Origin of the sequence: Rhizobium leguminosarum, from assembly GCF_010668065.1 — a bacterium.
Classification (GTDB): domain Bacteria; phylum Pseudomonadota; class Alphaproteobacteria; order Rhizobiales; family Rhizobiaceae; genus Rhizobium; species Rhizobium leguminosarum_S.
Window position 1 is genome coordinate 19,130 of record NZ_WUEN01000013.1, and the last position, 26,009, is coordinate 45,138.

The 26,009-nt window shown below is 59.7% G+C and carries 24 protein-coding genes; 17 read left to right on the forward strand and 7 right to left on the reverse strand.

The features are described 5' to 3' along the window. The first annotated feature begins 14 nt into the window (after positions 1–14). From GR198_RS27755 to GR198_RS27770, 4 genes are read left to right on the forward strand one after another with little or no spacing between them, the layout of a single operon-like run. Positions 15–2,321 carry a sensor histidine kinase gene (locus GR198_RS27755; protein WP_029874027.1) on the forward strand — a complete coding sequence of 769 codons (2,307 nt, stop codon included), beginning with the start codon at positions 15–17 and terminating at the stop codon, positions 2,319–2,321. Continuing rightward, entirely contained in the window at positions 2,308–2,733 is a 426-nt protein-coding gene (locus GR198_RS27760) for a response regulator (protein ID WP_003545468.1), read from the forward strand. Before GR198_RS27755 ends, GR198_RS27760 begins: the two co-directional genes overlap by 14 nt. Positions 2,734–2,737: 4 nt before the next feature. Beyond that, positions 2,738–4,333, forward strand: coding sequence for a response regulator (locus tag GR198_RS27765; protein ID WP_029874026.1), 1,596 nt, complete (start codon positions 2,738–2,740; stop codon positions 4,331–4,333). A 21-nt stretch (positions 4,334–4,354) separates the two neighbouring features. Continuing rightward, entirely contained in the window at positions 4,355–5,974 is a 1,620-nt protein-coding gene (locus tag GR198_RS27770; RefSeq protein ID WP_029874025.1) for a VOC family protein, read from the forward strand. A gap of 12 nt (positions 5,975–5,986) precedes the next feature. Here the strand turns inward: GR198_RS27770 and GR198_RS27775 are convergent, their stop codons facing one another. The 3 genes from GR198_RS27775 to GR198_RS27785 form a co-directional block, all read right to left on the reverse strand. Continuing rightward, positions 5,987–6,892 carry a DMT family transporter gene (locus tag GR198_RS27775; RefSeq protein ID WP_029874024.1) on the reverse strand — a complete coding sequence of 302 codons (906 nt, stop codon included), beginning with the start codon at positions 6,890–6,892 and terminating at the stop codon, positions 5,987–5,989. 111 nt (positions 6,893–7,003) lie between these two features. Then, positions 7,004–8,488, reverse strand: coding sequence for an FAD/NAD(P)-binding protein (locus tag GR198_RS27780; RefSeq protein ID WP_029874023.1), 1,485 nt, complete (start codon positions 8,486–8,488; stop codon positions 7,004–7,006). A gap of 54 nt (positions 8,489–8,542) precedes the next feature. Beyond that, positions 8,543–8,971: an OsmC family protein gene (locus GR198_RS27785; protein ID WP_029874022.1), complete on the reverse strand. Its 429-nt coding sequence runs from the start codon at positions 8,969–8,971 to the stop codon at positions 8,543–8,545. A gap of 144 nt (positions 8,972–9,115) precedes the next feature. On the opposite strand from GR198_RS27785, the gene GR198_RS27790 reads away from it, so the two are divergent. Genes GR198_RS27790 through ku (GR198_RS27800) form a run of 3 tightly spaced genes read left to right on the forward strand, consistent with a single transcriptional unit; the run spans position 9,116 to position 10,529 of the window. Then, positions 9,116–9,376 (forward strand): hypothetical protein, encoded by a 261-nt coding sequence (locus GR198_RS27790; protein WP_029874021.1) that lies wholly within the window; start codon positions 9,116–9,118, stop codon positions 9,374–9,376. Between the two features lie 46 nt (positions 9,377–9,422). Next, on the forward strand, positions 9,423–9,656 hold the full coding sequence (locus GR198_RS27795) for a DUF2188 domain-containing protein (RefSeq protein ID WP_003545457.1): 234 nt from the start codon (positions 9,423–9,425) through the stop codon (positions 9,654–9,656). An 18-nt stretch (positions 9,657–9,674) separates the two neighbouring features. Further along, the gene (ku, locus tag GR198_RS27800) at positions 9,675–10,529 is read left to right on the forward strand and encodes a non-homologous end joining protein Ku (protein WP_029874020.1); all 855 of its coding nucleotides are present in this window, start codon (positions 9,675–9,677) and stop codon (positions 10,527–10,529) included. 178 nt (positions 10,530–10,707) lie between these two features. On the opposite strand, the gene ku (GR198_RS27805) is transcribed toward ku (GR198_RS27800), so the two are convergent. Next, entirely contained in the window at positions 10,708–11,514 is an 807-nt protein-coding gene (gene ku, locus GR198_RS27805; RefSeq protein WP_029874019.1) for a non-homologous end joining protein Ku, read from the reverse strand. Between the two features lie 514 nt (positions 11,515–12,028). Between ku (GR198_RS27805) and GR198_RS27810 the strand changes: the two genes are divergently transcribed. Then, positions 12,029–13,363 (forward strand): O-antigen ligase family protein, encoded by a 1,335-nt coding sequence (locus tag GR198_RS27810; protein WP_032984448.1) that lies wholly within the window; start codon positions 12,029–12,031, stop codon positions 13,361–13,363. Between the two features lie 15 nt (positions 13,364–13,378). Here the strand turns inward: GR198_RS27810 and GR198_RS27815 are convergent, their stop codons facing one another. Then, positions 13,379–14,524 (reverse strand): right-handed parallel beta-helix repeat-containing protein, encoded by a 1,146-nt coding sequence (locus tag GR198_RS27815; protein ID WP_029874017.1) that lies wholly within the window; start codon positions 14,522–14,524, stop codon positions 13,379–13,381. 634 nt (positions 14,525–15,158) lie between these two features. Here GR198_RS27815 and GR198_RS27820 point away from each other — a divergent pair. Beyond that, positions 15,159–17,000, forward strand: a complete 1,842-nt coding sequence (locus GR198_RS27820; protein ID WP_029874016.1) for an acyltransferase family protein — start codon at positions 15,159–15,161, stop codon at positions 16,998–17,000. A gap of 56 nt (positions 17,001–17,056) precedes the next feature. On the opposite strand, the gene GR198_RS27825 is transcribed toward GR198_RS27820, so the two are convergent. After that, on the reverse strand, positions 17,057–17,707 hold the full coding sequence (locus GR198_RS27825; RefSeq protein ID WP_029874015.1) for an esterase/lipase family protein: 651 nt from the start codon (positions 17,705–17,707) through the stop codon (positions 17,057–17,059). A 194-nt stretch (positions 17,708–17,901) separates the two neighbouring features. After that, positions 17,902–18,597, reverse strand: coding sequence for an alpha/beta hydrolase (locus tag GR198_RS27830; RefSeq protein ID WP_029874014.1), 696 nt, complete (start codon positions 18,595–18,597; stop codon positions 17,902–17,904). Between the two features lie 513 nt (positions 18,598–19,110). Between GR198_RS27830 and GR198_RS27835 the strand changes: the two genes are divergently transcribed. The 8 genes from GR198_RS27835 to GR198_RS27870 all read left to right on the forward strand — a co-directional run bounded on the left by GR198_RS27835 (position 19,111) and on the right by GR198_RS27870 (position 26,009). Further along, on the forward strand, positions 19,111–19,593 hold the full coding sequence (locus GR198_RS27835; RefSeq protein WP_029874013.1) for an MSMEG_0572/Sll0783 family nitrogen starvation response protein: 483 nt from the start codon (positions 19,111–19,113) through the stop codon (positions 19,591–19,593). A gap of 76 nt (positions 19,594–19,669) precedes the next feature. Then, positions 19,670–20,716, forward strand: coding sequence for a Nit6803 family nitrilase (locus tag GR198_RS27840; RefSeq protein WP_029874012.1), 1,047 nt, complete (start codon positions 19,670–19,672; stop codon positions 20,714–20,716). Beyond that, positions 20,643–21,761 carry an MSMEG_0568 family radical SAM protein gene (locus GR198_RS27845; protein ID WP_029874011.1) on the forward strand — a complete coding sequence of 373 codons (1,119 nt, stop codon included), beginning with the start codon at positions 20,643–20,645 and terminating at the stop codon, positions 21,759–21,761. Before GR198_RS27840 ends, GR198_RS27845 begins: the two co-directional genes overlap by 74 nt. Beyond that, the gene (locus tag GR198_RS27850) at positions 21,758–22,300 is read left to right on the forward strand and encodes an MSMEG_0567/Sll0786 family nitrogen starvation N-acetyltransferase (protein WP_017992914.1); all 543 of its coding nucleotides are present in this window, start codon (positions 21,758–21,760) and stop codon (positions 22,298–22,300) included. Before GR198_RS27845 ends, GR198_RS27850 begins: the two co-directional genes overlap by 4 nt. Before the next feature lie 2 nt (positions 22,301–22,302). Further along, on the forward strand, positions 22,303–23,277 hold the full coding sequence (locus tag GR198_RS27855) for a sll0787 family AIR synthase-like protein (protein ID WP_029874010.1): 975 nt from the start codon (positions 22,303–22,305) through the stop codon (positions 23,275–23,277). After that, positions 23,274–24,443 carry an MSMEG_0565 family glycosyltransferase gene (locus GR198_RS27860; RefSeq protein ID WP_029874009.1) on the forward strand — a complete coding sequence of 390 codons (1,170 nt, stop codon included), beginning with the start codon at positions 23,274–23,276 and terminating at the stop codon, positions 24,441–24,443. Before GR198_RS27855 ends, GR198_RS27860 begins: the two co-directional genes overlap by 4 nt. Then, a complete protein-coding gene (locus tag GR198_RS27865; RefSeq protein ID WP_029874008.1) occupies positions 24,436–24,723 on the forward strand; it encodes an MSMEG_0570 family nitrogen starvation response protein in 288 nt (95 codons plus the stop codon). Before GR198_RS27860 ends, GR198_RS27865 begins: the two co-directional genes overlap by 8 nt. Before the next feature lie 11 nt (positions 24,724–24,734). Then, complete coding sequence (locus GR198_RS27870; protein ID WP_029874007.1) at positions 24,735–26,009, forward strand: MSMEG_0569 family flavin-dependent oxidoreductase; 1,275 nt, start codon at positions 24,735–24,737, stop codon at positions 26,007–26,009.

A 26,009-nucleotide genomic window follows, 5' to 3' on the forward strand; every position in this document is an offset into this window, starting at 1 on the left:
TGGATATTGTTCGAATGAACATCGCTGTCCTTCGACATCACCATACCGCGGTTCCACTAAAATTCGATATACCTCATCGCAGATCATTTCGCAAAAAGCGCGGCACCGCCCTGCCTTGCCTATTGAGTATTCCTCGATTTCGGAAAAGATGGCCGCGCAAACCGAAGGAGGACACACGGGTGCAGGATCAGGGCAACGTGGACCTGCAGGACCAGCCAAGGCGACACTACCGTGGCTTTGCGATTGCCGTCGGCTGCCTGATGTTTCTTCTCGGCGCGACGGCGCTTAGCGGCTGGCTGCTGCAGATCGAGATTGTCATTTCGCTGGTTCCCGGCTTTCCGTCGATGGCGTTCAACACCGCGCTCTGCTTCGTGCTTTCCGGCGTGGGGCTTGCCGCTTCGACACTCGCCGCCCGCCGTTTTCGAGCAACGGCGGCGATCACGGCGGGGCTTGCGGCGGCGATCGCCGCCGCCCGGCTCGTGGAAATCGTCATGATCGGGCGGAGTTTTCACAATGTCGACGTGTTGATCTCGCGCTTCCTGGTTTCGCCGGATTTCATCGCGGAGATCGGCGGCGGCATGGGGCCGAACACGGCGCTGGTCTTCCTGATCGCCAATCTCTCGCTGCTGCTCTCGCTCCAGGTGGAGAGGTCGAGAAGCCAGGTGGTGCAGGAATTGACGAGCTATGTCGTTATCACGCTCGGCATGATCGCGCTGGCCGGCTATGTCACCGATGCCGAGCAGGGCTACCGCTGGGGGCCTTATGCGGCGATGGCGCTGCATACGGCGGTCGGCATGGTGATCTTCGGCTCCGGGCTTCTCGCCCGCTCCTGGTGGATGCAGCCGGCAAACCGGGCGCAGATCCCGCTGTGGATCCCGGCTGCGGTCTGCTTCACCGGCCTTCTCGTCGATCTCTATACGCCGCTGGGTGTCGCCAACGGCATTCTCTATGTACCGCTGGTGCTGACGGCGCTCTGGTTCGGCAACCGAAATGCGCCGCTTTTCTTCGCCTTTGCCTGTACCGTGCTGCTGATGCTCGGCTTCTTCGCCGTCAGACACGACGAGGCGGGGTTCTGGCAGGAGATCGCCAACCGCACCATTACGGCTGCCACGCTTTGGCTGATCGCGCTCTTCGTCTTCTATTTCATGCGCAACAACTATAACCTCGAAAGCGAGCGCGTCCGCTTCGGTGCGCTGGTGCGCGGCACGCCTGATGCCGTCGTCGTCATCGACGAGCGTGGAACGATCAAGAATTTCAATCCGGCGGCTGAAAGCATGTTCGGCTACTCCCCGCAGGAGACGATCGGCAAAAACATCAAGATGCTGATGCCCGAACCCTATCATTCCGAGCACGACGGCTATCTCGCCCATTACCGGAAGACTGGCGAGGAGCGCATCATCGGCACGACGCGCATGGTCTCCGGACGACGCAAGAACGGCATCGTCTTTCCGATCGATGTTTCCATTAGCGCCGTCGTGACCGGCCATACGAAAACCTTCGTCGGTATCGTGCGCGATATCAGCGAGCGTGTCCGGCAGGAAGAACGGATGAAAACGACGCTTTCCCAGCTCGAGGCCTATACGGCCGAGCTCGAGCGCAGCAACCACGACCTCGATGAATTCGCCTATATCGCCTCGCATGATCTCAAGGAACCGCTGCGCGGCCTGCACAACCACTCCCGCTTCCTGTTGGAGGATTATGAAGACAAGCTCGATGCGGACGGCGTGCGCCGGCTGAACCGGCTCGTACGTCTCAGCCAACGCATGGAGAAGCTCGTCAACGAGCTTCTTTATTTCTCCCGGCTCGGACGCCAGCAGCTGGCGGTCAAACGCACCGATATCGGCATGATCGTCAAGGATGTCGTCGCGACGATGGAGTTGCTGCTGGAGGAACGGCACGCCAAGGTCATCATCGACGGCCGGCTGCCGGAGGTGGTCTGCGATGCGCCCCGGTTGACCGAAGTGTTCCGCAATCTCATTACCAACGCGGTCAAATACAACGACAAACCGGCGCCGCTCGTCTCGATTGGCTATCTTGACCGGTTCGTCGGCAAGGACGGCACGGTTGCCCGCAACGTGTTTTTCGTTAAGGATAACGGCAAGGGCATTCCGCAGGAATTCCACGAGGATATTTTCCGCATTTTCAAACGGCTGGAAAAGTCGCAGGATTCCGACGACGGGACCGGAGCAGGCCTCACCTTCGTTCGCAAGATCATCGCGCGGCACAATGGCGATATCTGGCTGGAATCCGAGGTCGGCACCGGCACGACATTCTACTTCACTCTGGGAAAGAAGCGCGAGGGGCAGAATGCAGCAGCGTGATACGCAACCGATCCTGATCGTCGAGGACAGCGAAGACGATTTCGAAGCGACGATGCGCGCCTTCAAACGCACCAACCTGCGCAATTCGATCCGCTGGGCGGCCTCCGGTCAGGAAGCGCTCGACATGCTCGCCGAGATGGTGCCGAAACCGGGGCTGATCCTGCTAGACCTCAACATGCCGGGCCTTGACGGCCGCAAGACGCTGGAGGCGATCAAGTCGAACGCCGGCTGGCGCAAGATCCCGGTGGTGATCCTCACGACCTCCGACGACGAACGCGATATCGAAGGCTGCTATGCGCTCGGCGCCAATACATATGTGCAGAAGCCGGTGGATCTCGACGGGCTCTTCGCCGCGATCCAGCGGCTGAAGGAATACTGGTTCGAAATCGCGATCCTGCCACTCGAGGACTGACAGATTGGCGGAACACTGCTCTATTCTCATCATCGACGACAACATCGACGATCTCGAGGTCTATCGCCGCATATTGGGCCGCGTTTCCAGCACTGCCTATACCGTCGTGGAGGCGGAGACGGGCGAAGAGGGTCGTGCGCTGAATGGCCGGAAACGGCCGGACTGCATCCTGCTCGACTATTCGCTGCCGGGGCGAGACGGGCTCGGCGTTCTTGCCGATATCCTGGAGGATGATCCCGCCGCCAACGTCATCATGCTGACCGGCCAGGGCAACGAAACCGTCGCCGTCGAGGTGATGAAGAGCGGCGCACGCGACTATCTGACAAAGGATTCGCTGTCGCCCGAGACACTGCATCGTTGCATTCAGAACGCCATCATGCACGGCATGCTGGAAGCAAAGCTGGAGCAGAAGCGGCAATCGCTTGAGATCTTCACCCGCGCCATGGCCCATGATTTGAAGGAGCCGCTCCGGACGATCAAATCCTTCAGCCGCATCCTGCACGGTTCTGCAGCGCTCCCGGCCGAAGACCGGGAATTGCTCGATTACGTGCTCAGCGCCGCCGACCACATGGAAGACCTGATCGTCAAAGTCTCGGGCTTCACCAAGCTCGAGGCCTCCGGTGGGCTGGAGCTCAGGCCGGTTTCGCTCTCGGCCGTGCTCGACCAGGTGGAGGACAATCTTCGCCAGCAGACCGAAAGCCGCGGAGCCGTCATCATCCGCGGGGCGCTGCCGGAGGTCATGGGCGATGCGACATTACTGACCCAGCTCCTGCAGAACCTGGTGTCGAATGCCGTCCGCTATTGCGAGCAGAAGGTTCCGGAGATCAGCATCACAGGCGAAGCGCTGGGCGATACCTGCCGCCTCACCGTGCGTGACAACGGGCCTGGCATCGACCCCGAGCACCGCGAGCTGATCTTCCAGCCGTTCAAGCGTCTCGTCGGGCGTGGTATAGAAGGCACCGGGCTCGGTCTTGCCATCTGCCGCCGCATCGCGCAGATGCATGGCGGCTCGATCTGGTGCGAGGCAGAAAATGGGCCGGGCGCCACCTTCATTCTCGAAGTGCCGCTCGCCGAAGCGAGGCCCCTGCCATCAGCCGCATCGGCCCTGCCGCACAGCGCCAGATCGGCGGAGCAGCCAGGTGAAGGTTCGGGCAGGCTCGCCGAAGTGCTGCTGGTCGAAGACAGCCCGGCCGACATCCAGCTTCTGAAGATCAAGCTGATGCGGCGGGACAAGGTGAATTTCAACCTGCATGTCGCCACCAACGGCCGCGAGGCGATGCGGCTGCTCGAAGAACGCGCCGGCATCGCCGATGTGCCGCAGATCGACCTGATGCTGCTCGATATCAACATGCCGATCATGGACGGCTTCGAGGTGCTGCATGCGCTTTCAACCGACATCCGTCTCAAGCGAATTCCCGTCTGTATCCTCAGCACGTCAAGCGACGAGAGCGACATGCGGCGGGCCAGAAATCTCGGCGCGCGCGCCTATATGGTCAAGCCGCCGACCTTGCAGCAACTGGAAGAGGCACTCGAAGATGTCGAACATTTGGAGTTGTTGCAGCGCGGCGATTCGCTTGCGCTTTGTGCGGAACAAAATTAAGCGATGGTCATTGGCAACGGTATGACCTTCGCAGCTCTCATACTCGCGCTCCTGACGACACCGCTTCAATCAGGACTGCTCTCGATGGTATCAGGCATACATCACATCACGGCCGTCACCCGCAAGGTGCAGGCGAATGTGGACTTCTACGCGGGATTTCTCGGCATGCGGCTCGTCAAGCAGACGGCCGGTTACGAGGACGCGACGCAGCTTCATCTGTTCTATGGCGATGCAGTGGGGACGCCGGGTTCGCTGCTGACCTTCCTCACTTGGGAAGATGGTGCGCCCGGCCGGGCCGGTTACGGCCAGATCAGCGAAATATCGCTGTCGATCAATCCCGTCAGCATCGGCTACTGGCTGACGCGCGCCATGAGCTTCGGTCTGAGCTCAGAGGGACCGGCCGACGAATTCGGCGAGCCTGTCCTGCGGCTGAAGGATCCTGACAACATCATCCTCAAGCTCGCGGGCGCAAAGAACCTCGCATCGCCAGCCGCCTGGGACGGCGCCTCGATCCCGGTCGAGCATGCCATCCAGCGGGTGCGTGGCGCGACCATGCTGACGGAGAAGCCCGCCGAAAGCCGCAGCTTCCTTGAGACGCATTTTGGTTACCGCTTCCAGGCCAGCCGCGGCACGATCGACAGGCTGGTGTCGCAATCCGGCGACATTATCGACGTGCGCGATGCGCGCGGCTTCTGGTCCGGCGCGCCGGGCACCGGGACGGTCGATCACGTTGCCTTCCGCGCAGCCGACGAGGAGACGCTGTATTCCGTTCGCAAGGCTCTGGAGGCGACCGACGCACCGCCGACCAACATGCATGACCGCAAATATTTCCGCTCGCTCTACGCCCGCGAGCCCGGCGGTACACTGGTGGAACTCGCCACCGACAAGCCCGGCATGACCGTGGACGAAGAGCAGGCCGCCCTCGGGGGGAAGCTGTTCGCGCCGCCCGAAGCCATCACCAATCTTCACGACCTGAAGGTGATGCTGCCGCAATTTTCAATGCCCGGCCAGCCGCGTGTCAATTATCGCGAACTGCCATTCGTCCACCGCTTCTATACGCCCCCGGACCCCGATGGCAGTGTCTTCGTGCTGTTGCACGGCTCCGGCGGCAATGAGACGACACTGATGCCGCTCTTGAACAAGGTGGCGCCGCGGGCGACGCTGCTCGGCGTACGCGGCCGGGCGACGGAGGAAGGTTTTCCGCGCTGGTACAAGCGCATTACCCCTTTCTCCTTCGACCAGAACGACATCAAGACCGAGGCTGAGGCCTTCGCGGCCTTTATCGAGGGCGCCGTCAAATCCTACGGGCTCGACCCTCAGAAAGTCGTCTATGTCGGCTACTCGAATGGCGCCAACCTCCTGAACTCGCTGCTCTACCTGCACCCGAACCTGGTTCACAAGGCGGTGCTGCTGCGCTCCATGCCTGTGCTGAGCGACTATCCCCATGCCGATCTGAAAGGCACGGACCTGCTCGTCATCAGCGGCAAGACGGATGCTTACGGCAAATATGCGAGCGAACTGGAAGAGAGACTGAAGAGTTCGGGCGCCACCGTCGATTCCGACGTCATCGCCGGCGGCCACGATCTCGGCGATGCCGACGTGCCGATCATCCAGAAATGGCTGCTGCAGGAAAACCGCTGATCAGCCGCGGCTTCACACCTGAACGCGGGACGTCCGGGCAATCATGATGCCGGCAAGAACGACGGCGCCGCCGAGCGCCTGCATCGTCCCGATCGCCTCGTTAAGCAGCGCCCAGGCAAGGATTGCCGCAACGACCGGCTGCAGCAGCAGTGTCAGCGAGGAAAAGGCCGGCGGCAGATAAGCGAGCGCATAGGTGATCGCCACCTGTCCGCCGGCATGGCTGATAAAGGCGAGGCCGAAGACGATCGACCAGCCATAGACGGTCGCGGGCAGCATATGGCCCTCGTAGATCAGGCCGATCGGAAAAATGCAGACGGCAGCGCAGGCCGTGCTCCACAGCATGATGCGGATCGTATCGAAGCGGCTGCGCAGCCTGCCGATCGCAAGGATGTAGCAGGCATAGAAGAAGGCGGCGATCATCGCGATGCCGTCGCCGCGAAGGTCGCCATTGCCGATGGCGGCCGGTCCGCCCTTCAGGATGACGACGCCTGAGAGCGCCAGGACAAGCCCGAGCGCGAAGACGCGGCTGATCCTCGCGCTGAAAAAGACGAAGGCGATCAGCGTGACGAAAACCGGTGCGAGGTTGGCAAGCAGAGTCGCATTGGCGACCGACGTCATGGTGAGCGAAAGGTGCCAGGCGGCGAGGTCGAGCGCCAGCATCACGCCCGGGAGAACCAGCATGCCATAATCGGAAAGGCTTTGCGGCTTCGGCCCCCTTTCCTTCTTCATGAGCGAGACGATGACGATCGGGATCAACGCCAGCGCCACGCGCCAGAAGGCCGTCGCCATCGGACCGACTTCGGACAGCCTGACGAAGATCGGCGAGCCGCCGATCGCCGCCCCGCCGAGAAGGAGCGCCGCAAGAGCGAAGCGGTTGGAAGGCGAGGCTTCGGAAAGGGTGGGAGCGGCCTGCGACATGATCTCGATATTTCTGGTCGCCCAAATGCCGGGCCGGCGAGAGTTGGTGGCCGAGTGACTATCAGAAGTCGATCACCGGGGACAGCGGAAGAGCGACATATCGATGATAAATTAGGCGGGATGCATAGTTGTCGAAGCTACCCGTAGCTTTTCGGCGATCTCCGTCGCGACGAAGAAGGCATGCTCGGTCACCTGCGGCAGTCCCATCAGTTCGCCGAAGGTGCCGCGCGCCAGCGGGCCGGAGATCAGCAGCGAGGGATCTGCCTTTCCTGACCGGCCGACCGCCTCCGAGCGCTCGGTGCAGGCAAGGCCGAGGCCGGTCAGATCGAGCGTCAAATGGCCGCTTGCCGCAAGTGCTGCGAGCCAGGGCTGGGTTTGGAGAATACCGCCATGCGCCGGGCCGGTGGTGACGACGACGGCGTCATAGCGCCGCTCCAACGGCTGGCGCTGATGACGTGGCTGCAGGGTGCAAAGAATGAGCTCGCCCTCGATGCGCGCATCGGCAACCGACCCGGCCAGGATATCGAGGCGGCCCGCAGCAACAACTGCGTCGAGCACGGCCTCGACCTGTGGGGCGATCCGGAAACGGTGGACATCCCAATAGGGACGCAGATGGCGGACGAGACGGCGTCGTTCGGCAACCGGCAGCGCCTGCCAGAGATCGTATCCCTGCGCCCGCACCTGATCGATCACCCCATGCCAGCTTATGCCCTCTTCCTTCGCCGCACCTATGGCGGCGCGGATCCCTCTCAGCAGCGACACGGCGGAATGGGCTGCACTGGAGACGAAATCGCCGAAGAGCTCCTGCGGTACCGGCGGATGGCCGCGAGACCGCAGACCGCGGCGCGAGATCGCGGTCACCGGACCGTCATGCCCGCGCTCAGCAAGCGAGGCGATGACATCGGCGGCCGTCAGGCCGTTGCCGATGACCAGCACCCGGTCCTGCGGGCGGATCACGTCGAGCGCGCCCGGCTTGGTGGTATCGGCGACGAAACGGGGATGGGCGGCAAGCCGGCTCGCAAGCCGGCCGGGAGCTGCCGGCGGCGGATGGCTGGTGGCGATCGCGACGATATCGGCGTCCGTCACGCCACCTCTGTCGTCGAGGATCGACCAGCGGCCGGCACGGCGTTCGACAGCCGTCACCGCAGCGCGGCAATGACGCACGCTGCCGCCTTCCAGCAGTGGCTTCAGCAGCGAGGCGACATAATCGCCGAACAGCCGGCGCCGGGGGAAGAGCGAGCCATCGGGCTGCCTGGCCTCAGGGTCGCCGGCGACGGCGTCGCGGGCTTCGATCCAGGCCAGGAATTCGCCCAGGTCATCGGGCTGCAGGCTCATCTTGGCGGCTGGAACATTGATGCGGTGGGCCGGATCGGCCGTGTCATAGGCAAGGCCGCGGCCGAGTTCGGCGCGCGGCTCGAAGACCACGATGGCAGGGCGCTCGCCGCAGTCGGCTCTGGCGAGATGATAGGCAACGCCGGCACCGGAGACACCGCCGCCGATGATGGCGACGACGGGCTGTTCAGACGTCGGGAGAGGCTGGGGCTGCATGGTGGCCGGGATCATTGCTTTCGATGCCCGAGCATAGAAGCCGGGCATTGGTCACGCAATCCTCCGCTCTCGATTGTCTATAATTATTATGTAGATTTAGCCTTACCCCGATATCGTCGTCGAGAACTCGGGATTGCCGCGGATGGTGTTGCTCACCGTGCAGATCTCGTCTTCGGCGGCATGGGCGATTTTCTGCCGGGTTTCTTCGTCGATATCGCCCTTGATCGAAAAAGCGATGTTGAACTTGGCAACGCGCGAAAGGCCTTCCGTCGCCTTCTCGCCGGTGACCTCGGCAGTGATCTCGCTGATCCTGTCGAGAACGCCCATCTGGCTGGCGGCGATGCGGGCGCTGAGCACCAGGCAGGCCGAGAGCGAGGAATAGAGCAGATCGAGCGGATTGAAACCCGGCTGCGACGGCGCGGTGACGATATCGATCTCGCCCTTGGTGGCGGAGGTGACGTGCGGAAAACCGGTACGGCCGAGAACGGCGGTGGCGCCGGTCGGGCGGGGACGAGCCTTGAGATCGGCCATGTTGAAATCCTCTTGCGAATATCTTGCAGATGGTGATTTCCGCCTGAGGCGGCAATGGCAAACGCCGCCCATGGGTTTCGGAACCTTTCCATCCGTCATCAGTTGAATACACCTGAACGAAATCAGTGACAAAGGTGGATTGCGATGCCTGACGTCCGCAGCATGGATAACCAAGGCCGGCGGATGGATGCTCGCGATCGGCTGATCGTTGCGCTCTATGCGCAGCTGAAAGCCGAGCGCGAAACCCGCGAAACGCTGGAATGGGCAATCCGCAATGGCGCCGTCTCACGGGAGGTGCTGGAAGCCATCGCTGCCGATCCGGTTCCGGTCGTCACCAGCGAGGATATCGCATCGCTGGAGAAGATCATTGCGCTCGATGAACGGCGCAAAGCAAATCGGAACTAGCCGACGACATCATGCACCCTATTTGAGTGAGAAGAGGAGATCCGAAATGGCCGATATCACCTATCAGGTCGTGCCGCATGACAATGGCTGGGCCTATAAGCTCGGCGACACACTTTCGGAAACCTATGCGACAGCGGACGAAGCGATCGTCCATGCCAAGGACGCCGCATCGCGCCAGAAGATCGGCGATGGCGATGCGCTGCTCGCCTATCCCGCGCCCGACGGCCGCGGCTGGGCATTTCAGGAACTCGAAACCGACAAGAGCGGCAGCCGGCTCTGATTTGCGACGGAGGATGGAATGGCCGCTCGGGCAAGCTGGAAGGGTCATCTGAAGGTGGGCGACCTTGCCTGCGCCGTCGGGCTCTACACCGCCGTTTCCTCCTCCGATCGCGTCTCCTTCAACATCATCAACCGCAGGACCGGCCACCGGGTGGAACGGCAATTCGTCGACAGCGAGACCGGCAAACCGGTCGAGCGGGGCGACCAGGTCAAGGGCTACCAGTTGGAGAATGGCGACTACATCGTCATCGAGGGCGACGAGATTGCCGAAATCATGCCGGAAAGCGACAAGGTCCTCAATATCAAGGCTTTCATCGCCTATGACGATATCGACAAGCTTTATTTCGACCGCCCTTACTATCTCGCGCCCGTCGACGAACATGACGAGGAGGCGCTGTCGCTGATCGCCAGGGGCATGCGTGACGGCAAAGTCGCGGCCCTGGCCGAAGCGGTGCTTTTCCGGCGCAACCGGACGCTGCTGATCCGTCCGCATGACGACTACATCGTCGCGACCATGCTGAACTTCGACTACGAGGTGCGCTCGGCCGATACGGTTTTCAACGACATTCCCGACATCAAGTTCGACAAGGAGATGATCGCGCTTGCAGGCCACATCATCGGCACCAAACAAGGCAGCTTCGAACCGAGCGAATACGAAGATCGCTACGAGGCTGCCCTCGTCGAGCTGGTGAAGGCGAAGATCGAGGGCCGGGCGCCACCGAAGAAGAAACCAGCCCCGGAACGCAAGGTCGTCGACCTGATGGAAGCGCTGCGCCAGAGCGCCAAGATGAGCCCCAAGGCTCCAGCAAAGAAGGCCCTGGCGAAGAAGAAGGCACCGGCGCGCAGCGACAGCCGCAGCAAGAAGGCAAGCTGAGATGGCCTCTCCCCCTGGCGGGCGATGGGCAATCTCAGGCGCACCCGACCTCGCGCGAATGCATCGGTTTGTCGCGCCGGCGAAGCCGGCTGGACCTGAAGCGCGTCAAAGTGGATTCCCGCGATGCGCTCTAAGTCTTTGCTTTATGTATGTCATTTCCCAAAATCGCTGGCACTTTTCATTGGCGCGGCTTCTCGCCGCCTTCGGCCGCCAGGCTCTTTTTCAGCGCATCCATGATATTGATGACGTTGCCGGTCGATTTCACCGGTGCAGGTTTTTCCGCGGGCGCCGCCTTCTTCAGGCTCTTCTGCTTGCCGCGGATCATCGACTTCAGGCGTTTCTGGATCGGATCCTGCACCATGGCCGGGCTCCAATCCTTCGTCTCTTCCTTCACCAGTTGCGTCATCAGCGTCAGCAGCTTGCTGTCGATCTCGGCCTTGCTGTCGAGTTCGGCCACGGGATCACGCACTTCGTCGCCATAGCGCAGGGTCCAGAGAACGATGCCTTTGCCTAGCGGTTCCAGCAGCACCGCACGCTCGCGGCGATAGAGAACAAGGCGGGCGATGCCGACGACGTCATTTGCCTTCATCGCCTCGCGGATGACGCAGAAGGCTTCCACCCCGACCTTGTCCTCGGGCGCCAGAAAATGCGGTTTGTCGTACCAGATCCAATCGATCGAGCCGCGCGGCACGAAACTGTCGATCTCGATGGTGCGGGTGCTTTCGAGCCCGACCTCTTCGATCTCTTCGTCCTCGAGAAGCACATAGTCGTCCTCGCCGCGCGGATAGCCCTTTACCTGGTCCCTCTCGGCCACCGGCTTGTGGGTGACGCTGTCGACATAGCGGCTTTCGACGCGATTCTTCGTCTGGCGATTGAGGACGTGGAAACGGACCTTGTTGCTTTCGGTCGTCGCCGGCGTCAGCGAGACGGCGGCGGTGACGAGCGAGAGCTTGAGATAACCTTTCCAGAATGTCTGACGTGCCATGTCTGTCCTGTCTCCCGGACACGGTTGGGCATTGCAATCAACGGCGGGTTCGGCCTTTGGTTCCGCGAGCTGAATGAGGTTTCGAATGACGACAACAGCCAACCTCCCGGCGCGCGCGGCCCACATAAAATAATAGTGGCGTTGCGCAGCTGCGAGCGCGTGACAGGATGACTGGGACCAGTTGGCGCGACATATTGGAAGGTTTAGCAAACTGGATTCGGCGAATAATATGGCTTAGAGTGGCGCCCATATGGCGGCCTAAGCAGGAGTTGAAGCAATAACTTATTGATCTGATTCATGAATTTTACGCCAACCATATACTGCAGGCAGAGCTACGTGTCGGCTGTTTTGGATTGTGGGAGTGGCCAACCGATCGATTTACATGGGTCGTAGGCAGAAACCGGTGTCGATGATTTCAATGTCGCATACAGAGTCCAACAGAGGTAAATTGTAATTTTGGCTCAGTCCTATTTCGAATAGGAACATCCCGGAACATGAGATAGAAGAGCTCTTAATGGCGATACAAGACGCGTCTATAGCACGAGACTATTATCAAGGCAGCCACCGTCGGCGGACTGCTTCCAGATGGCGCGTCAGAAGAGACGTGCTGGCGAAGCTGGTTCTTACTGTCGCATTTTATGCAGCGCTTTGGCGGGCGACCGGCATGTGGTACGGGCTGCCTGCAAATTTCGATGATGGCGCGTCGGTGGACCCGCTTCCGATGAAGTTAATGCTTTACAGCCTTATCCCATTGTCCGGTTTGTATTTTCTGTTGGAACAACGGCAATTCATAAGAACCTTATCAAGGATTTCACCGCTCATCGGGGTCGTTGCCATTTCCTGTCTGACATCAATCGTCTTCTCGATTGACAAAGGTGCATCTCTAAAGGGATTGGCCGCCGTCATCGTTCTTGCGGTCCCGCCGCTTCTTTATCGCGCGCGCTATGGCAACGTGGAAGCATTTCGCATCCTGGGGCGTTTTGCAATCGCGGCCGCATTTATCAACGTTCTATATACTGCCGCTTTCCCGCAATTTGCAATCATGCGCGGCAGCTATGCCGGCATGGTAAAGGGAGCATTTTACCACAAGAATACATTGGGACAATTTTGCTCAGTCAGCTTTGTTTGTCTGTTGTCGACGCAGAAGCTAGGCCGACTTCGTTACAGTACGCTTGTGCGATGGGCTGCGATGCTTTGCCTTCTCGCTTTGATTGTAGCGACAAAGTCCTCGACAGCGGTTGTCTTGACGATGTTCGGAAGTGTCATGCTGTATGCTATCCGGATTATCCACGTCTATCCAAATCGCCTTTTTCGCTCATTTGTGGTCGCTCTGTTGTTTCTTCTTGTGGGTTTTGCGGCCAGTTTCATTTATTTAGGTGTGGCCTCTGCCGTTGCTGAAGCTTTCGGCAAAGACCTTACTTTCTCGGGGCGCACCAACATCTGGGAACAGCTGTTTCCGCTGATATGGGATAGGCCCATAACTGGTTATGGCTTTGCGATGTTCCGCCAGCCAGACGTCATGGAGGAATATGTCAAGGTGACGTTCGACGCGCGGTCGACGCACAACACATATCTCGAACTTGCCCTCAATATCGGCATTCCCGGCGTCAGTGCGTGGGTGTTGTTTTTGGTGACTCGTCTGTTCCGGAAGATGACAATCGTCGAATCCGATCAAGAGCGATCAGGCGCCAGACGGAAGGAAATCGTGATTATCATCCTGATCATGCTTGGATCCATGACAGAGGCAGGGATGATGCTCGCACCTTTTATTCTCTGGCCACACACTGTGATTGCACTCTCCGAGCTGCGTCCGAGGTTGTTGGCAAACCGGAGACCGCGTGAGGCTTGACGGTGGCTCAGCCGCTCAAGTCGAGAGATAGCGCTTCTGCCAAGGCAGCATCTTTTCCTGCCACGCACGCGGCGTGAAATCGTCATAGGCAGTCTCAGCAATCGCCAGCATCCAATTCTGCCCCTTGCGGGCCAGCAAGACGCATGACAATTCCATGCCAGGTTGGGTCGCAATGGAGGGCCGGTTGGCGCCTGATATATCGATCCCCTTATCACGCCACTGGATGCGGATTTCGTCAGGCTCGAACGTCCATTCGCCGGAGGAAACGGAAGCCTTTCCGTCGGGCTGGAAGCGAATCGGCGGCGGCGTGACATTCAGAAAGCTGCCGTCGTTGAGATAGTTGCCGTCGATTTCTCCCGCAGTCGCTTTGCCGTTTCCTTTCAGAACGATGTCCTGCTTGCATCGCAGGAATATGTTGCGTCGAAAGCTTCCAGACCATGGTCGATTGGCGAAAAACCCGATCTCACATTCGCTGATCACGTTATCGTGGATATCCATGTCTTTGCGAAATGCCAGATTTTGGTCCGAGTAACCGCTCAAACTCACGCCACGATTGCTGTTCTCGATCCTGTTGTCATAAACATGGTGGCCGACGTGGCTAACTTGATCGCCAACTCCATAGCCGAAAGAATAATCGTTCATCCTCCCGTCGCGCATGACGTTACTGCGCACGACGGCATTGTCCCCGATCGATGAAAAGGAGAAATTTTTTCCCCCGATGAAATTGTATTCAACAAGGTATTGTCGAGTTCTGCCGCAAACCAGCGCCCCTTTGTTCGATGTGCTGGTCGGTGACTGCAGAAAAAGGTTGCCCCGGATCACGACATTGGAGCTCACATTGCGGTCGTCGTTTTCGTAGGCGAATTGGCAACAATCCGCCCCCTGGCCGGGCGCCGGGCCGACACGGTTGTTCTCCAGCAACACGTCCGACGTCATCGTAAGGTAAATGCCGTCGCCCTTCACATTCTCGGTCTCGCAGCGCCTTACGACTAGATTCCTGCCATTGTGAAATTTGAAGCCGCGGGGAGAATTCTTGACGACCACGTCTTCGACCACCGTATCGGAAAACACCTGATAGGCGACACCGATGTCCGCAGCGCCGTCGATGATCTGTCCCCGTGTGGATGCACCGTGAATTTTCTTTCGCAAGATGGCGGGCATCGGATCTCCATTAGATACGGTTGCAGCTCACAATAATGAGGCGGCGTGTGGCGGATGTTTGAATATCTGGAAATTATCTCAACCTGAACGACCGCTGAGCCTATGTAAATAGACCCATGACTTCCCGACGGTCAGTATCGCGCAAATCATGCCTGCGCTTCGTTTTATTGCGTTCGGCTACATCGGCTGAAAGTGTGCCTGTCCAGCTGCGCTCTCTGACCCGGGATCGCTATGCCGGCACCAGATTGGTCACACGTTCGCCCAATTTGGCCTGCAAGGCGTCCTGGCAATGCCGCGCTGCGTTTCAGCAGTCAATGTTAAATCGCCCTTCTCTCATGGCCTGAGTTGTGGAACCGTTGAAAGGCAGCTGTAAAATGTGCCCTTTAGTTGAATCACTGTCAAAATGAGAAGCGGAAGGACAACGCTCCCTTTCCCGCCAGCTTCATCAGGCGAATGGTAAAAAAGCAATACGCCCGAAAACACACGATGACCTTGCGGCCTGTGCTGACCCTCGAGGTCGTCTATCGCCGGAGGCCTGCCTAAGGCGAGTTGTTTTCATTTTACGCTGATGCTGGTTGCATATTAAACGGTCTCACGGTACGAAATCCCGGGAGGCCAAATACCGGGGCCCAAAATGATTGCGCATCGTCAAGATATCGACGGCCTACGGGCCGTGGCCGTAATTTTTGTGATTCTTTATCACTGTGGATTTGATCGCATTCTCCCCGGCGGATTTATCGGGGTGGACATTTTCTTCGTGATATCGGGATACCTGATTACGAAAATCATTCTTGCTGACGTGGGAGTTGGCCGATTCTCGATTGGCAACTTTTATAGTCGCCGAGCAAAACGAATTCTTCCCGCTGTCGTGGTCATGTATGCTTTTGTGATGGCGGCTTCTTATTTTACGATGCTACCTGACGAAAGCTTGCGGGTCTTTAAGTCTGTGACTTCCTCCGCGCTTTTTGCTTCAAATGCTTACTTCTATTTTACAACTGGATATTTCGATGATTCCTCGGAATTCAACCCAGTCTTGCACACATGGTCGTTGTCGGTAGAAGAGCAGTTCTACGTTTTTTTTCCGCTGATCGTCATGTTAGCAAGCCGATATGGGCGCAGGGCAACCGGGATGGCCATAGCGGGGCTTTTCGCGGTCAGCATCATTGCTTCCTTTATCACTGTTCCGATCAATCGCTCCGCAGCCTTTTATCTTGTGCAGTATCGCGCCTGGGAACTGCTCGTAGGCTCTATCATCGCAGGACCGGTTTTGACGAAATTCGCTGATACGCGGGTCAACGATGTGCTTTCGGCAATCGGAGCTTTGCTGATCTGCCTCAGCGCACTGCTGTTATCCAAGACGTCCGAGTTTCCCGGATTGATGGCGTTGCCCGCGACCGCAGGCACGGCGCTGATCATCTGGGCGGGTCCAAGCACCCTTGTCAGCAAGCTTCTATCATTGAGGGTCGCCACTTCCATAGGCTTGATCTCGTACTCCCTCTATCTGTGGCATTGGCCGATTTGGGTGTTTTCGAACCAATACGGGGCGTGGGAGCATGGCTGGCAATTAGTGCCGATCGCTTTGAGTTTTGTCACCGCATATTTCTCGTGGCGATTTGTGGAAACGCCATTCCGAACAATGAGATACCGACCTCTGGTGTCTGTGGCTGCCGGGGCTGCTTCAATAACCTCCGTAGCACTCCTGGCATTTGTCGGGCAACTCGCTGCCGATCAAATGAAAGAGGCGAACAAGGCCGTTGAGCGGGTGGCGGAGTTTGCTGATTACGACCCCGCGAAAGCCTTCCGCAGCGGTGAATGCTTCCTCACTTCAAACGACGGTATCGAAAAATACGATCGTGATACCTGCTTGGTTCTATCGAAGGATCAGCAAAACATAGCCCTCGTCGGTGACAGTCACGCCGCTCACCTATATCCTGGCTTAAAGGCGCTTCCGGGGGCGAATGTCATTCAAGCGAACGCATCAGGATGTCGCCCTACTCTTGACGCCGAAGGCGAAGAGCGCTGCCTCGAACTCATGAATTACATATTCAAAGAGTTTTTGCCGAGCCACAAGGTGGATGTTCTTGTCTTGGCCGGACGCTGGACAAAAGATGACGTGAAACTCATTAGAAGGACGGTGGACTACCTATCACCGTTCGCCAAAAAGATCGTCGTCTTCGGACCAGTGGCAGAATATAAATCTTCCCTACCGCGGTTGCTCGCTCACAGTCTCTACGAGAAGCAACCATTTAACGCCGCCGATCATCTAGTGCCTCGGCAACACATCGGCCTGGACATTCGAGACGCATTGGCCGGAAGCGGAGCAATATATATCTCCACCTATAAGACGATGTGCAACCCAGACTGTGTCGTGTGGACAAAAAGCGGAGACCCGATCCAATTCGACTACGGGCATTTCACCGCTGACGGCTCCCGCCTTTTGATTTCAAGGGTTAAGCAGGCCCTCGTCGTTCAGTGACAAGAGCACTGTTCAAGTGATCTCTAAGACCCAAGCGAAGCTGACAGCACATCGTGTCAGCTTGTAAACCGCCCATCTTTCAGAAACGACAGGGTCTGGCTCCACATCGTCCTGTTGACGGGCAAGAAAGTGTGGTTTGCCGGAATGACGATATGCGCCGCCGCGCCGTCGAGACGCGTGCTCTCCACCGAAACCTTTCCATCATTCGGAACCCTGAGGCCGATGATAAGCGAGGAGACCGGATCAATGGTCCGATTCCCGGCGATGATGCCAAGTTCATAATCCACAGTGCCGAACAGCTCGGTCATTGCGGTTTGATCGGTAATCAGCTGCTGTCCTGCCGGTCCATAGACCTTCTTGTATAAGGGCCAACCCTTGAGGAAATCGGCAACCTGACTGCCGTTGTTCGGCGTTCCCACCATGACCACCCTTCCCAGGTTGGCTGGACGATAACGCGCAAGAAAAGCACGGATGATCAGCCCACCCATCGAATAACCGACGAAATGGACCCGGCCGTCGCCTGCCTCTTTCGCAGCGCCGTCGATCTCAGGTCGGATGATGTCGATGAGGTCGCTGATCGAAAACTTGGTAGAGGGGTAACCGACATTCACAACCCGATAACCTTGGCCGGACAGGAAGCCGGCGAGCTTCGCCATACTTTTCTTCGTCCGGGCAATGCCGTGAAAAAGGAGGACAGTGTCGTTCATCATGTGTCCGCTCAACGGGGCTGCTATCGATCAGGCCTATTCTGTAGCTCTCGCGGTGAAGCTTGTCGATCAATGCGGAATGGCCAGAAATCCGAACAGTTTCGCTGTGGCGTATCGTGCTCGAAACCGGAGCACGCAAGGCGTGAAAGCGGGGGTGCGCTTATTCTCACGCCCCCGCCACAAGCGCCTTGTCCTTACCTCGATACGTCTACGGCCGCCTCATCGATAAGGGCCGCGACCTCCAGGGGCTTTGATTGAGGCAAAGCATGGCTTGCCGCCAAGGTCACGACTTTCCGAGCATTGAGACGAGCCGACATTGCCTTTTGATTTTCAGGAGCAATCATTCTGTCTTCACTTGCTATTTGATACCAGGACGGCTTCTTCCTCCAAGCCGGAGCGGTGATGGCGTCTCCAAAGGTGCCGGCGAGCGGCGCCTTTTGGGTCGCCGCCAAAACGAAACCGTCTTCGGGGAACATATCCTGGCAGAAGCTTTCGTGAAATTTGTCAGCCTTGAGCCACAGGTAGTTGTCGCTGTCCGGCTCGATATTGGCCATTGCTGCAGGAGGATGCCGTTGAGTGATGCTGCCTGGACTTTCGCCTGCGTCGGGAGCGAATGCGGCGATATAGACAAGCCCTGCTACATTCGGTTGATCTCCCGCTTCGGTGATGACCGCGCCGCCGTAGGAATGACCGACGAGCAGGACCGGCCCCTTCTGTTGAGCCACCATCTTTCGTGTCCGTTCAGCGTCCTCGGCGAGCGACGTCAGCGGTAGTTCGACGGCGCGAATGGACTGATAGCCCCTATGCGCCAGTTCGAGTATGACCTTGCCCCAATGAGCGGCCCCACCCCAAAAACCGTGCACCAGAATGATCGTCGGTTTATTGCTCATAGTTTCTCCTGTTTCCTGTAGCGCCACGTGTCTCTCCAGGCGCGCAAAGACGCTGCAACACTTGTATGCAAATTGTCATTATGAATGCATACAAATCACATTAATTGATAGCATTCGATATGACCAGTCCTTTCCGATTGATGCGATCGTCATCTTGACGCAAGGCGGCGCGGCGCATTCATTGACATGCGGCTGAGGCCGAATGTTCGGGTATGAGCCTTCGCATCCCCATGCGAACGGGGACAAAGACTCATGCCGCACAAATATTATGTCTCCTTGCACTGATTGACGATCAATTGAATGCATCTGATTTGGGCCTTCGTGCATTCGATTTTTGCATTCAGTCGCACAGAAAATCAGCTCTAAAATTTTCATCCCGAGAATTGAGCGCATAATTGAATGTATTATTGCTGTATTTGACTGCTATTTGTGCATAATCAATCTGGCATGGTGCTTGCAATTGGATGGATGCCCCCCCCGGATGGGGATCGGATTTCAATCAAGGAGCCATCCATGCCCGCAGTGACCAAGCCAGCCAATCAAAAAGGCGACTTTCTTGTCGATTACGAGGACAAGGTTTTCGAGGACGTACAGGCCGGCGAAGGCGAAAAAGCGCTCGTCACCTTCCATACCGTGGCCTTCGAAGGATCGATCGGATTCGTCAACCTGCTGCAGGCGACACGCCTGAAGCGGAAGGGTTTCGAAACCTCGATCCTTCTCTACGGCCCGGGCGTGACGCTCGGTGTTCAGCGCGGTTTTCCGACGCTCGGCGCGGAGGCCTTTCCCGGCCATCTGAATTTCAACAACCAGATCGTCAAGTTCATGGAAGAAGGCGGCAAGGTCTATGCCTGCCGTTTTGCCCTTCAGGCGCTTTACGGCCATGGCGAAGGCGCGCTGATCCCCGGCATTATGCCGATCAGTCCGCTCGACGTTCTCGACCTGATCCTGATCCATCGCCGCGACGGCGCCTTCATCCTTGATACCTGGACGCTCTAAGCACCAGGCGCGCACGAACAATAACGGGCGGAGCCTTGGCGCTCCGCCTCCTGCCCCGTCAATCGAGGATTTCGTCATGGAGAAAAAACCGAGCGTCCGGGTTGCCGCCGCGCAGATCGCGCCGGATCTGACCTCGCGCGAGAAAACACTGGCCCGCGTGCTGGATGCAATTCGCGAAGCGGCCGCCAAAGGCGCCGAACTGATCGTCTTTCCCGAAACCTTCGTCCCTTGGTACCCCTATTTTTCTTTCGTGCTGCCGCCTGTTCTCTCCGGCAAGGAGCATGTACGACTTTACGAGGAAGCCGTTACGGTGCCGAGTGCTGCCACCGATGCCGTCTCGGCGGCCGCCCGCGAGCATGGCATCGTCGTCGCGCTTGGCGTCAACGAGCGTGACCACGGATCGCTCTATAATGCCCAGCTGCTGTTTGATGCCGATGGCACGCTGATCCTCAAGCGTCGCAAGATCACCCCGACCTTTCACGAGCGGATGATCTGGGGCCAGGGTGACGCCTCCGGCCTGAAGGTGGTCGACAGCGCCGTCGGACGCCTTGGGGCGCTGGCCTGCTGGGAGCATTACAATCCTCTGGCCCGCTACGCCCTGATGGCGCAGTACGAGGACATCCATATCGCCCAGTTTCCAGGCTCCATGGTCGGGCCGATTTTTGCCGACCAGATGGAAGTCACCATCCGCCACCATGCGCTGGAAAGCGGTTGCTTCGTGGTCAATGCCACAGGTTGGCTGACCGACGAGCAGATCGCCTCCATCACGTCCGACGCAGGCCTGCAGAAGGCCCTGCGCGGCGGCTGCATGACCGCGATCATCTCGCCCGAAGGCAAACATGTCGTGCCGCCGCTCACGGAAGGCGAAGGCATCCTGATCGCCGATCTCGACATGAGCCTGATTATCAAACGCAAGCGGATGATGGATTCGGTCGGCCATTATGCCCGACCTGAGCTGCTGCATCTTGTCATGGATGGCCGCGCCACGGCACCGATGGTCACCACCACCCAGCCATCCCTCCCCACAGTCGAAGCAAGGACCCTTTCCGATGGAGAATACGACACGTCTGCCGACCGAGATTCTGATCAACGAATTGCAGTCCTACGGAGCCCGGCTCGTTGACCCCAAGGCCGGACATGAAAGCCGCCGCGGTGGTGCCGGACCTTCCGACCATAAGGCTCTGACCATTGACGGCATGACGGTGATGGTGCCGGTTCACACCGCACCTGCGTTCGAGAGCCCCTATCTGGTGGAAAAGCCGGACGAGATGGGCCGCAGCCGTATCAGCCGGGATGGCACGGTGCTGGGCGAGGTCTCCTTTCCCTTGCGCCCGCGCTTCTACGAGCGCTCGACCGCCGACGGCATTCCCTATTCGCAGATCGCCGTTCTGCACGGCAAGGACGTGCTTGCCACGACGGTGCTGCAGACCTGCATCCGCTATCAGAGCCGCACCAAGACCTGTCAGTTCTGCGCCATCGGCCAATCGCTGGCAGCCGGCCGCACCATCGCCCACAAGACGCCCGAGCAGCTTGCGGAAGTCGCCAAGGCGGCCGTCGAACTGGACGGCGTCAAGCATATGGTGATGACCACCGGCACGCCGAAGGGCGACGACCGCGGCGCTGCGATCCTCGCCGACAGCGCCCGCGCCATCAAGGCGGCCGTCAACATTCCCATCCAGGCGCAATGTGAGCCGCCGGAAGACGATATATGGTTCACCCGCATGAAGGAGGCCGGCGTCGATGCGCTGGGCATGCATCTGGAGGCCGTGACGCCAGAGGTGCGTGCCCGCATCATGCCGGGCAAGGCGCAGGTCTCGATCGCCAAATACATGGCCTCGTTCGAGGCCGCAGTGGAGGTCTTCGGGCGCGGCCAGGTCTCGACCTATATCCTGGCTGGGCTTGGCGACAGCCGTGAAGCCATTCTGGACATCTGCGAAAAGCTAGTTGCGCTCGGCGTCTATCCCTTCGTCGTGCCCTTCGTGCCGATCTCCGGCACGCCGCTCGAAAGCCACCCGGCGCCGAGGCCCGACTTCATGCACTCGATCCTCGGCCCCTTGTCCAGGATGCTGGTCGCCAGCGGCTTGAAGGCCGTCGACATCAAGGCCGGCTGCGGCAAATGCGGCGCCTGCTCCGCCCTTTCCACCTATGAAAGGATGCTTACCAAATGATGCTCGAAACCTTTGCTCCCTATCGCTCGAGCGAATTCCAGGTGAAATTCGCGACCTCCGCCTGGGAGCGCAGCCAAGCGCATGCGCTGCGCCGTGCCGTCTTCTGCGAGGAACAGCAGATCTTCGAGGGCGATGACCGCGACGCGATCGACGATCAGGCCATCCCGATCGTGGCGCTCTCCATGCTCGGCATTGCCGCCGACCAGCTGGTCGGAACGGTGCGCATCCATCAGGCGGAACCCGGTCTCTGGTGGGGCTCGCGACTGGCGGTCCATCGCGATTACCGCAAGATCGGCGCCCTGGGGGCGACCCTGATCAAACTCGCCGTGTCCTCCGCCAACGCGATCGGATGCCACACTTTCCTCGCCAATGTGCAGGTTCAGAACGGCCTGCTGTTCCGCAGGCTGCACTGGGATGTGATCGAGGAGTTCGAGGTCTATGGCAAGCCGCATCTGAGGATGAAGGCTGACCTTGCCTATTATCCGCCCTGCGCCACACCCGAGGCAGGCTTCACCGCCCTTTCCAGAAAGGCAGCGTGAGGATGGCCGCAATCGACATCAGGGCCCTGGCGGCAAAACTCTCGACCAGCAGCGGCATCGCCGCCAAGCAGGATATCGGCACGATCGCGGCAAGGCTCGGCCTGCAGGGGCAGCAGATTGCCGTCGGCGACGATTGCGCCGCGCTGCCCGACGGCGACGGTTATCTGCTCTTTGCCATCGAAGGCTTCATGAACGAGTTCGTCGCCGCCGACCCCTGGTTCGCCGGCTGGTGCGGCGTCATGGTCAATATCTCCGACGTCGCTGCCATGGGCGGCCGGCCGATCGCCGTGGTCGATGCCGTCTGGGCTAATGGCGAGGCAGGCGCGACACCCGTTCTGGACGGTATGCGGGCGGCATCCAGCGCCTTTGGCGTGCCGATCGTCGGCGGCCATACCAATATCCGCAGCGAACGCGGCCAGTTGTCGGTCGCCATTCTCGGTCGCGCCAGGAAGCTGCTGACGAGCTTCGACGCGAAGCCCGGCGATGTGCTGGTTGCAGCCATCGACCACCGCGGCCGATACCGCGAACCTTTCAATAACTGGGAAGCCGCCACCGACGCCGCGCCGGCGCGCCTGCGCGGCGACCTCGAGCTGCTGCCCGAGATCGCCGAGGCCGGGCTGGCGCTGTCTGCGAAGGATATCAGCCAGGGCGGCATCGTCGGCACGGCCATCATGCTGGCCGAATGTTCGCATGTCGGCATCGACATCGACGTCACCGCCATTCCCCTGCCCGCCGGTGTCAGCCTCGATCGCTGGCTCGTCACCTTTCCGAGCTTCGGCTACCTGCTCTCGGTCGCGCCGGAAGATGTGGCCGATGTCGTCACCCGCTTCACCGCGCGCGGCATCAGCGCTGCGGTCATCGGCGCGGTCGTGGCCGGCGCCGAAGTCGCGCTGGTCGACGGCCGGAGCCGTGCAGTGGTGCGCAATCATGCCGAAACACCCCTGCTGCAGCTCGGCCGGCAGGATGCCGCTGCATGAGCCTCCCGTTGCACCGAACGCTGCGCATTGCCATGCTGACCCATTCCACCAATCCGCGTGGCGGCGTGGTTCATGCCATGCAGCTTTCGGAAGCGCTGACCTCGCTTGGCCATGAGGTGATCCTGCATGCGCCGGATGCCAAGGGGACGGGCTTCTTTCGCCAACCCTCCTGCGGCGCGGCCTGCATTGCTGTGCCGCCGGCACCCGCCGACATAACGCAAATGGTCGAGCAGCGGATTGCAGACTATGTCGACTATTTCCGGAGAACGGGAACCGATAGCTTCGACCTCTTTCACGCCCATGACGGCATTTCCGGCAATGCGCTGGCGACCCTCAAGCTGGAGGGCCTGATCCCGAATTTTGCCCGCACTGTCCACCACTTCGACCAGTTCGCCGATCCGCGCCTGATGGCTTTGCAGGATCGCGCGATCGATGCGGCTGATATCTTCTTCGCCGTCAGCCGCCTCTGGCAGGACAGGCTGAGAGACGAGCGCGGCATCGAGGCGACAGTGGTCGGCAATGGCGTCGACACCAACCGCTTTTCGCCTGCCTGGAGCGGGGAGCAGGTCGCTCTGCGCGACAGGCTGCAACTGGGAAGCGGGCCGATCTTCCTCAGCATTGGCGGCATCGAGGCGCGGAAGAACACCCTCGGTATTCTCGAAGCCTTTCGTCAGGTCCGCGCCATCCGGCCAGATGCCCAGCTTGTCATTGCCGGCGGCGCCTCCCTCCTGGACCATGGCGACTATCAGGAGGAGTTCCGTTCTTGCCTCGCCTGCCTCGGTCGGGATGCCGCAGCGGTGCATATCACCGGAGCGATCGCGGATGCCGACATGCCGAGCCTCTACCGGTTGGCGGATGCGCTGGTGTTCCCTTCGATCAAGGAAGGCTTCGGCCTCGTCGTTCTGGAAGCCATGGCCAGCGGCATTCCGGTCGTAACATCCTCGATTGCGCCCTTCACCGAATATCTGGGTCCCGGCGATGCGATCTGGTGCGATCCGCATCATCCGGTCTCGATTGCCGAAGGCATGGCGCTGGCGCTCGTCGCACCGATCCGCGCGCAGATCATTCCCCGCGGTCTCGCGGTTGCCGCCCGCCATGGCTGGCAGCAAACCGCAACAGCCCATCTTGCCCGCTATCACACGCTGCTGGAGCCCGACCATGCCTGAAATGCGGTTCGTCATTGCCTGGCCGGATGGCCGCAAGGAGACCTGTTACTCGCCCTCCCTGGTGATCAAGGACTATTTCGCCGAAGGCCAAAGCTATCCGCTGTCCGACTTTCTTGATCGCAGCCGCGCGGCACTGACCATCGCCAGCGACAGGGTCAAGGCGAAATACGGCTATCCCTGCTCGTTGGCGCTCGGTCAGCTGTCGCGCATCGAACAGGCCGCCACTCCCTATCTCACCGACGCAGCGGCCGAAGTCCGCTGCGAAAGCTTCATCCTTTGAAAGGACTCATCATGACCACACCATTCCTCAAGAGCCATTACAGTGCGGTTGTCATCGGCGGTGGCCAGGCCGGGCTGTCGGCCTCTCACTATCTGAAGAGGCACGGCATTGATCACGTGGTCTTCGAGAAGAAGACCGTTGCGCATAAATGGAAGAACGAACGCTGGGACGCTTTCTGCCTGGTGACGCCGAACTGGCAGTGCCAGCTCCCCGATCATCCCTATGACGGCACGGATCCGCACGGTTTTATGGTCAAGGACGAGATCCTTGCCTATGTCGACCGCTTCGTGAAGAAGGTCGATGCTCCGATCTTCGAGCAAACCGGCGTGACGTCGCTCGAAAAGCATGGCGGCCTCTTCCGGCTCGAAACCTCGGCTGGCGCGGTGACCGCCGATGCCGTGGTGATCGCCACCAGCCTCTATGCGGATCCGGCCATTCCGCGTGCCGGCGAGCGCCTGCCCGAGGACATCACGCAGATCCACACCGCCGCCTACCGCAATGCCGAGCAACTGCCGGACGGCGGCGTCATCGTGGTCGGCTCCGGCCAGTCCGGCTGCCAGATTGCAGAGGATCTGAATCTTGCCGGCCGCAAGGTGCATCTCGTCACCGGCAATGCGCCGCGTTGCGCCCGGTTCTATCGCGGCCGCGATGTGGTCGACTGGCTTTCCGATATCGGCCAGTACGACATCACGGTCGAACATGATGGCATGACGAAGAAGAAGCACGACACCAACCATTACCTGACAGGACGCGACGGCGGACGCGATATCGATCTGCGCAAGTTCGCGCTGGAGGGCATGGCGCTGTATGGCCGCATGTCCGGTGTCGCCGCCGGCCGGATGCTGTTCGAGCCGAACCTGAAGGCCAATCTCGACGGCGCCGACCGTGTCTATAACGGCATCAATGCCCTGATTGACCGGCATATCGCCGAAAAGGGCATCGAGGCTCCGGCCGGATCCCCCTATCTCCCTGTCTGGGAGCCTGAGGCGGAGATTGCCGAACTCGACCTGAAGGCGGAGGGGATCACCTCGGTCATCTGGGCCACGGGATTCAGCCCGGATTGGTCCTTCGTCGGACTGCCGATCTTCGACGGCAACGCCTATCCCGTTCATCGCCGCGGCGTCACTGCCGTCGATGGCGTCTACGTGCTGGGACTTCCCTGGCTCTGGACCTGGGGCTCGGGCCGGTTCCTCAGCGTCGGCAGGGATGCCGAACATGTGGTCGGGCATCTTGCAGCGCGACGTTCGGCACAGACATCGTCTCTCAAGCAATCGGTCAGCGCCTGA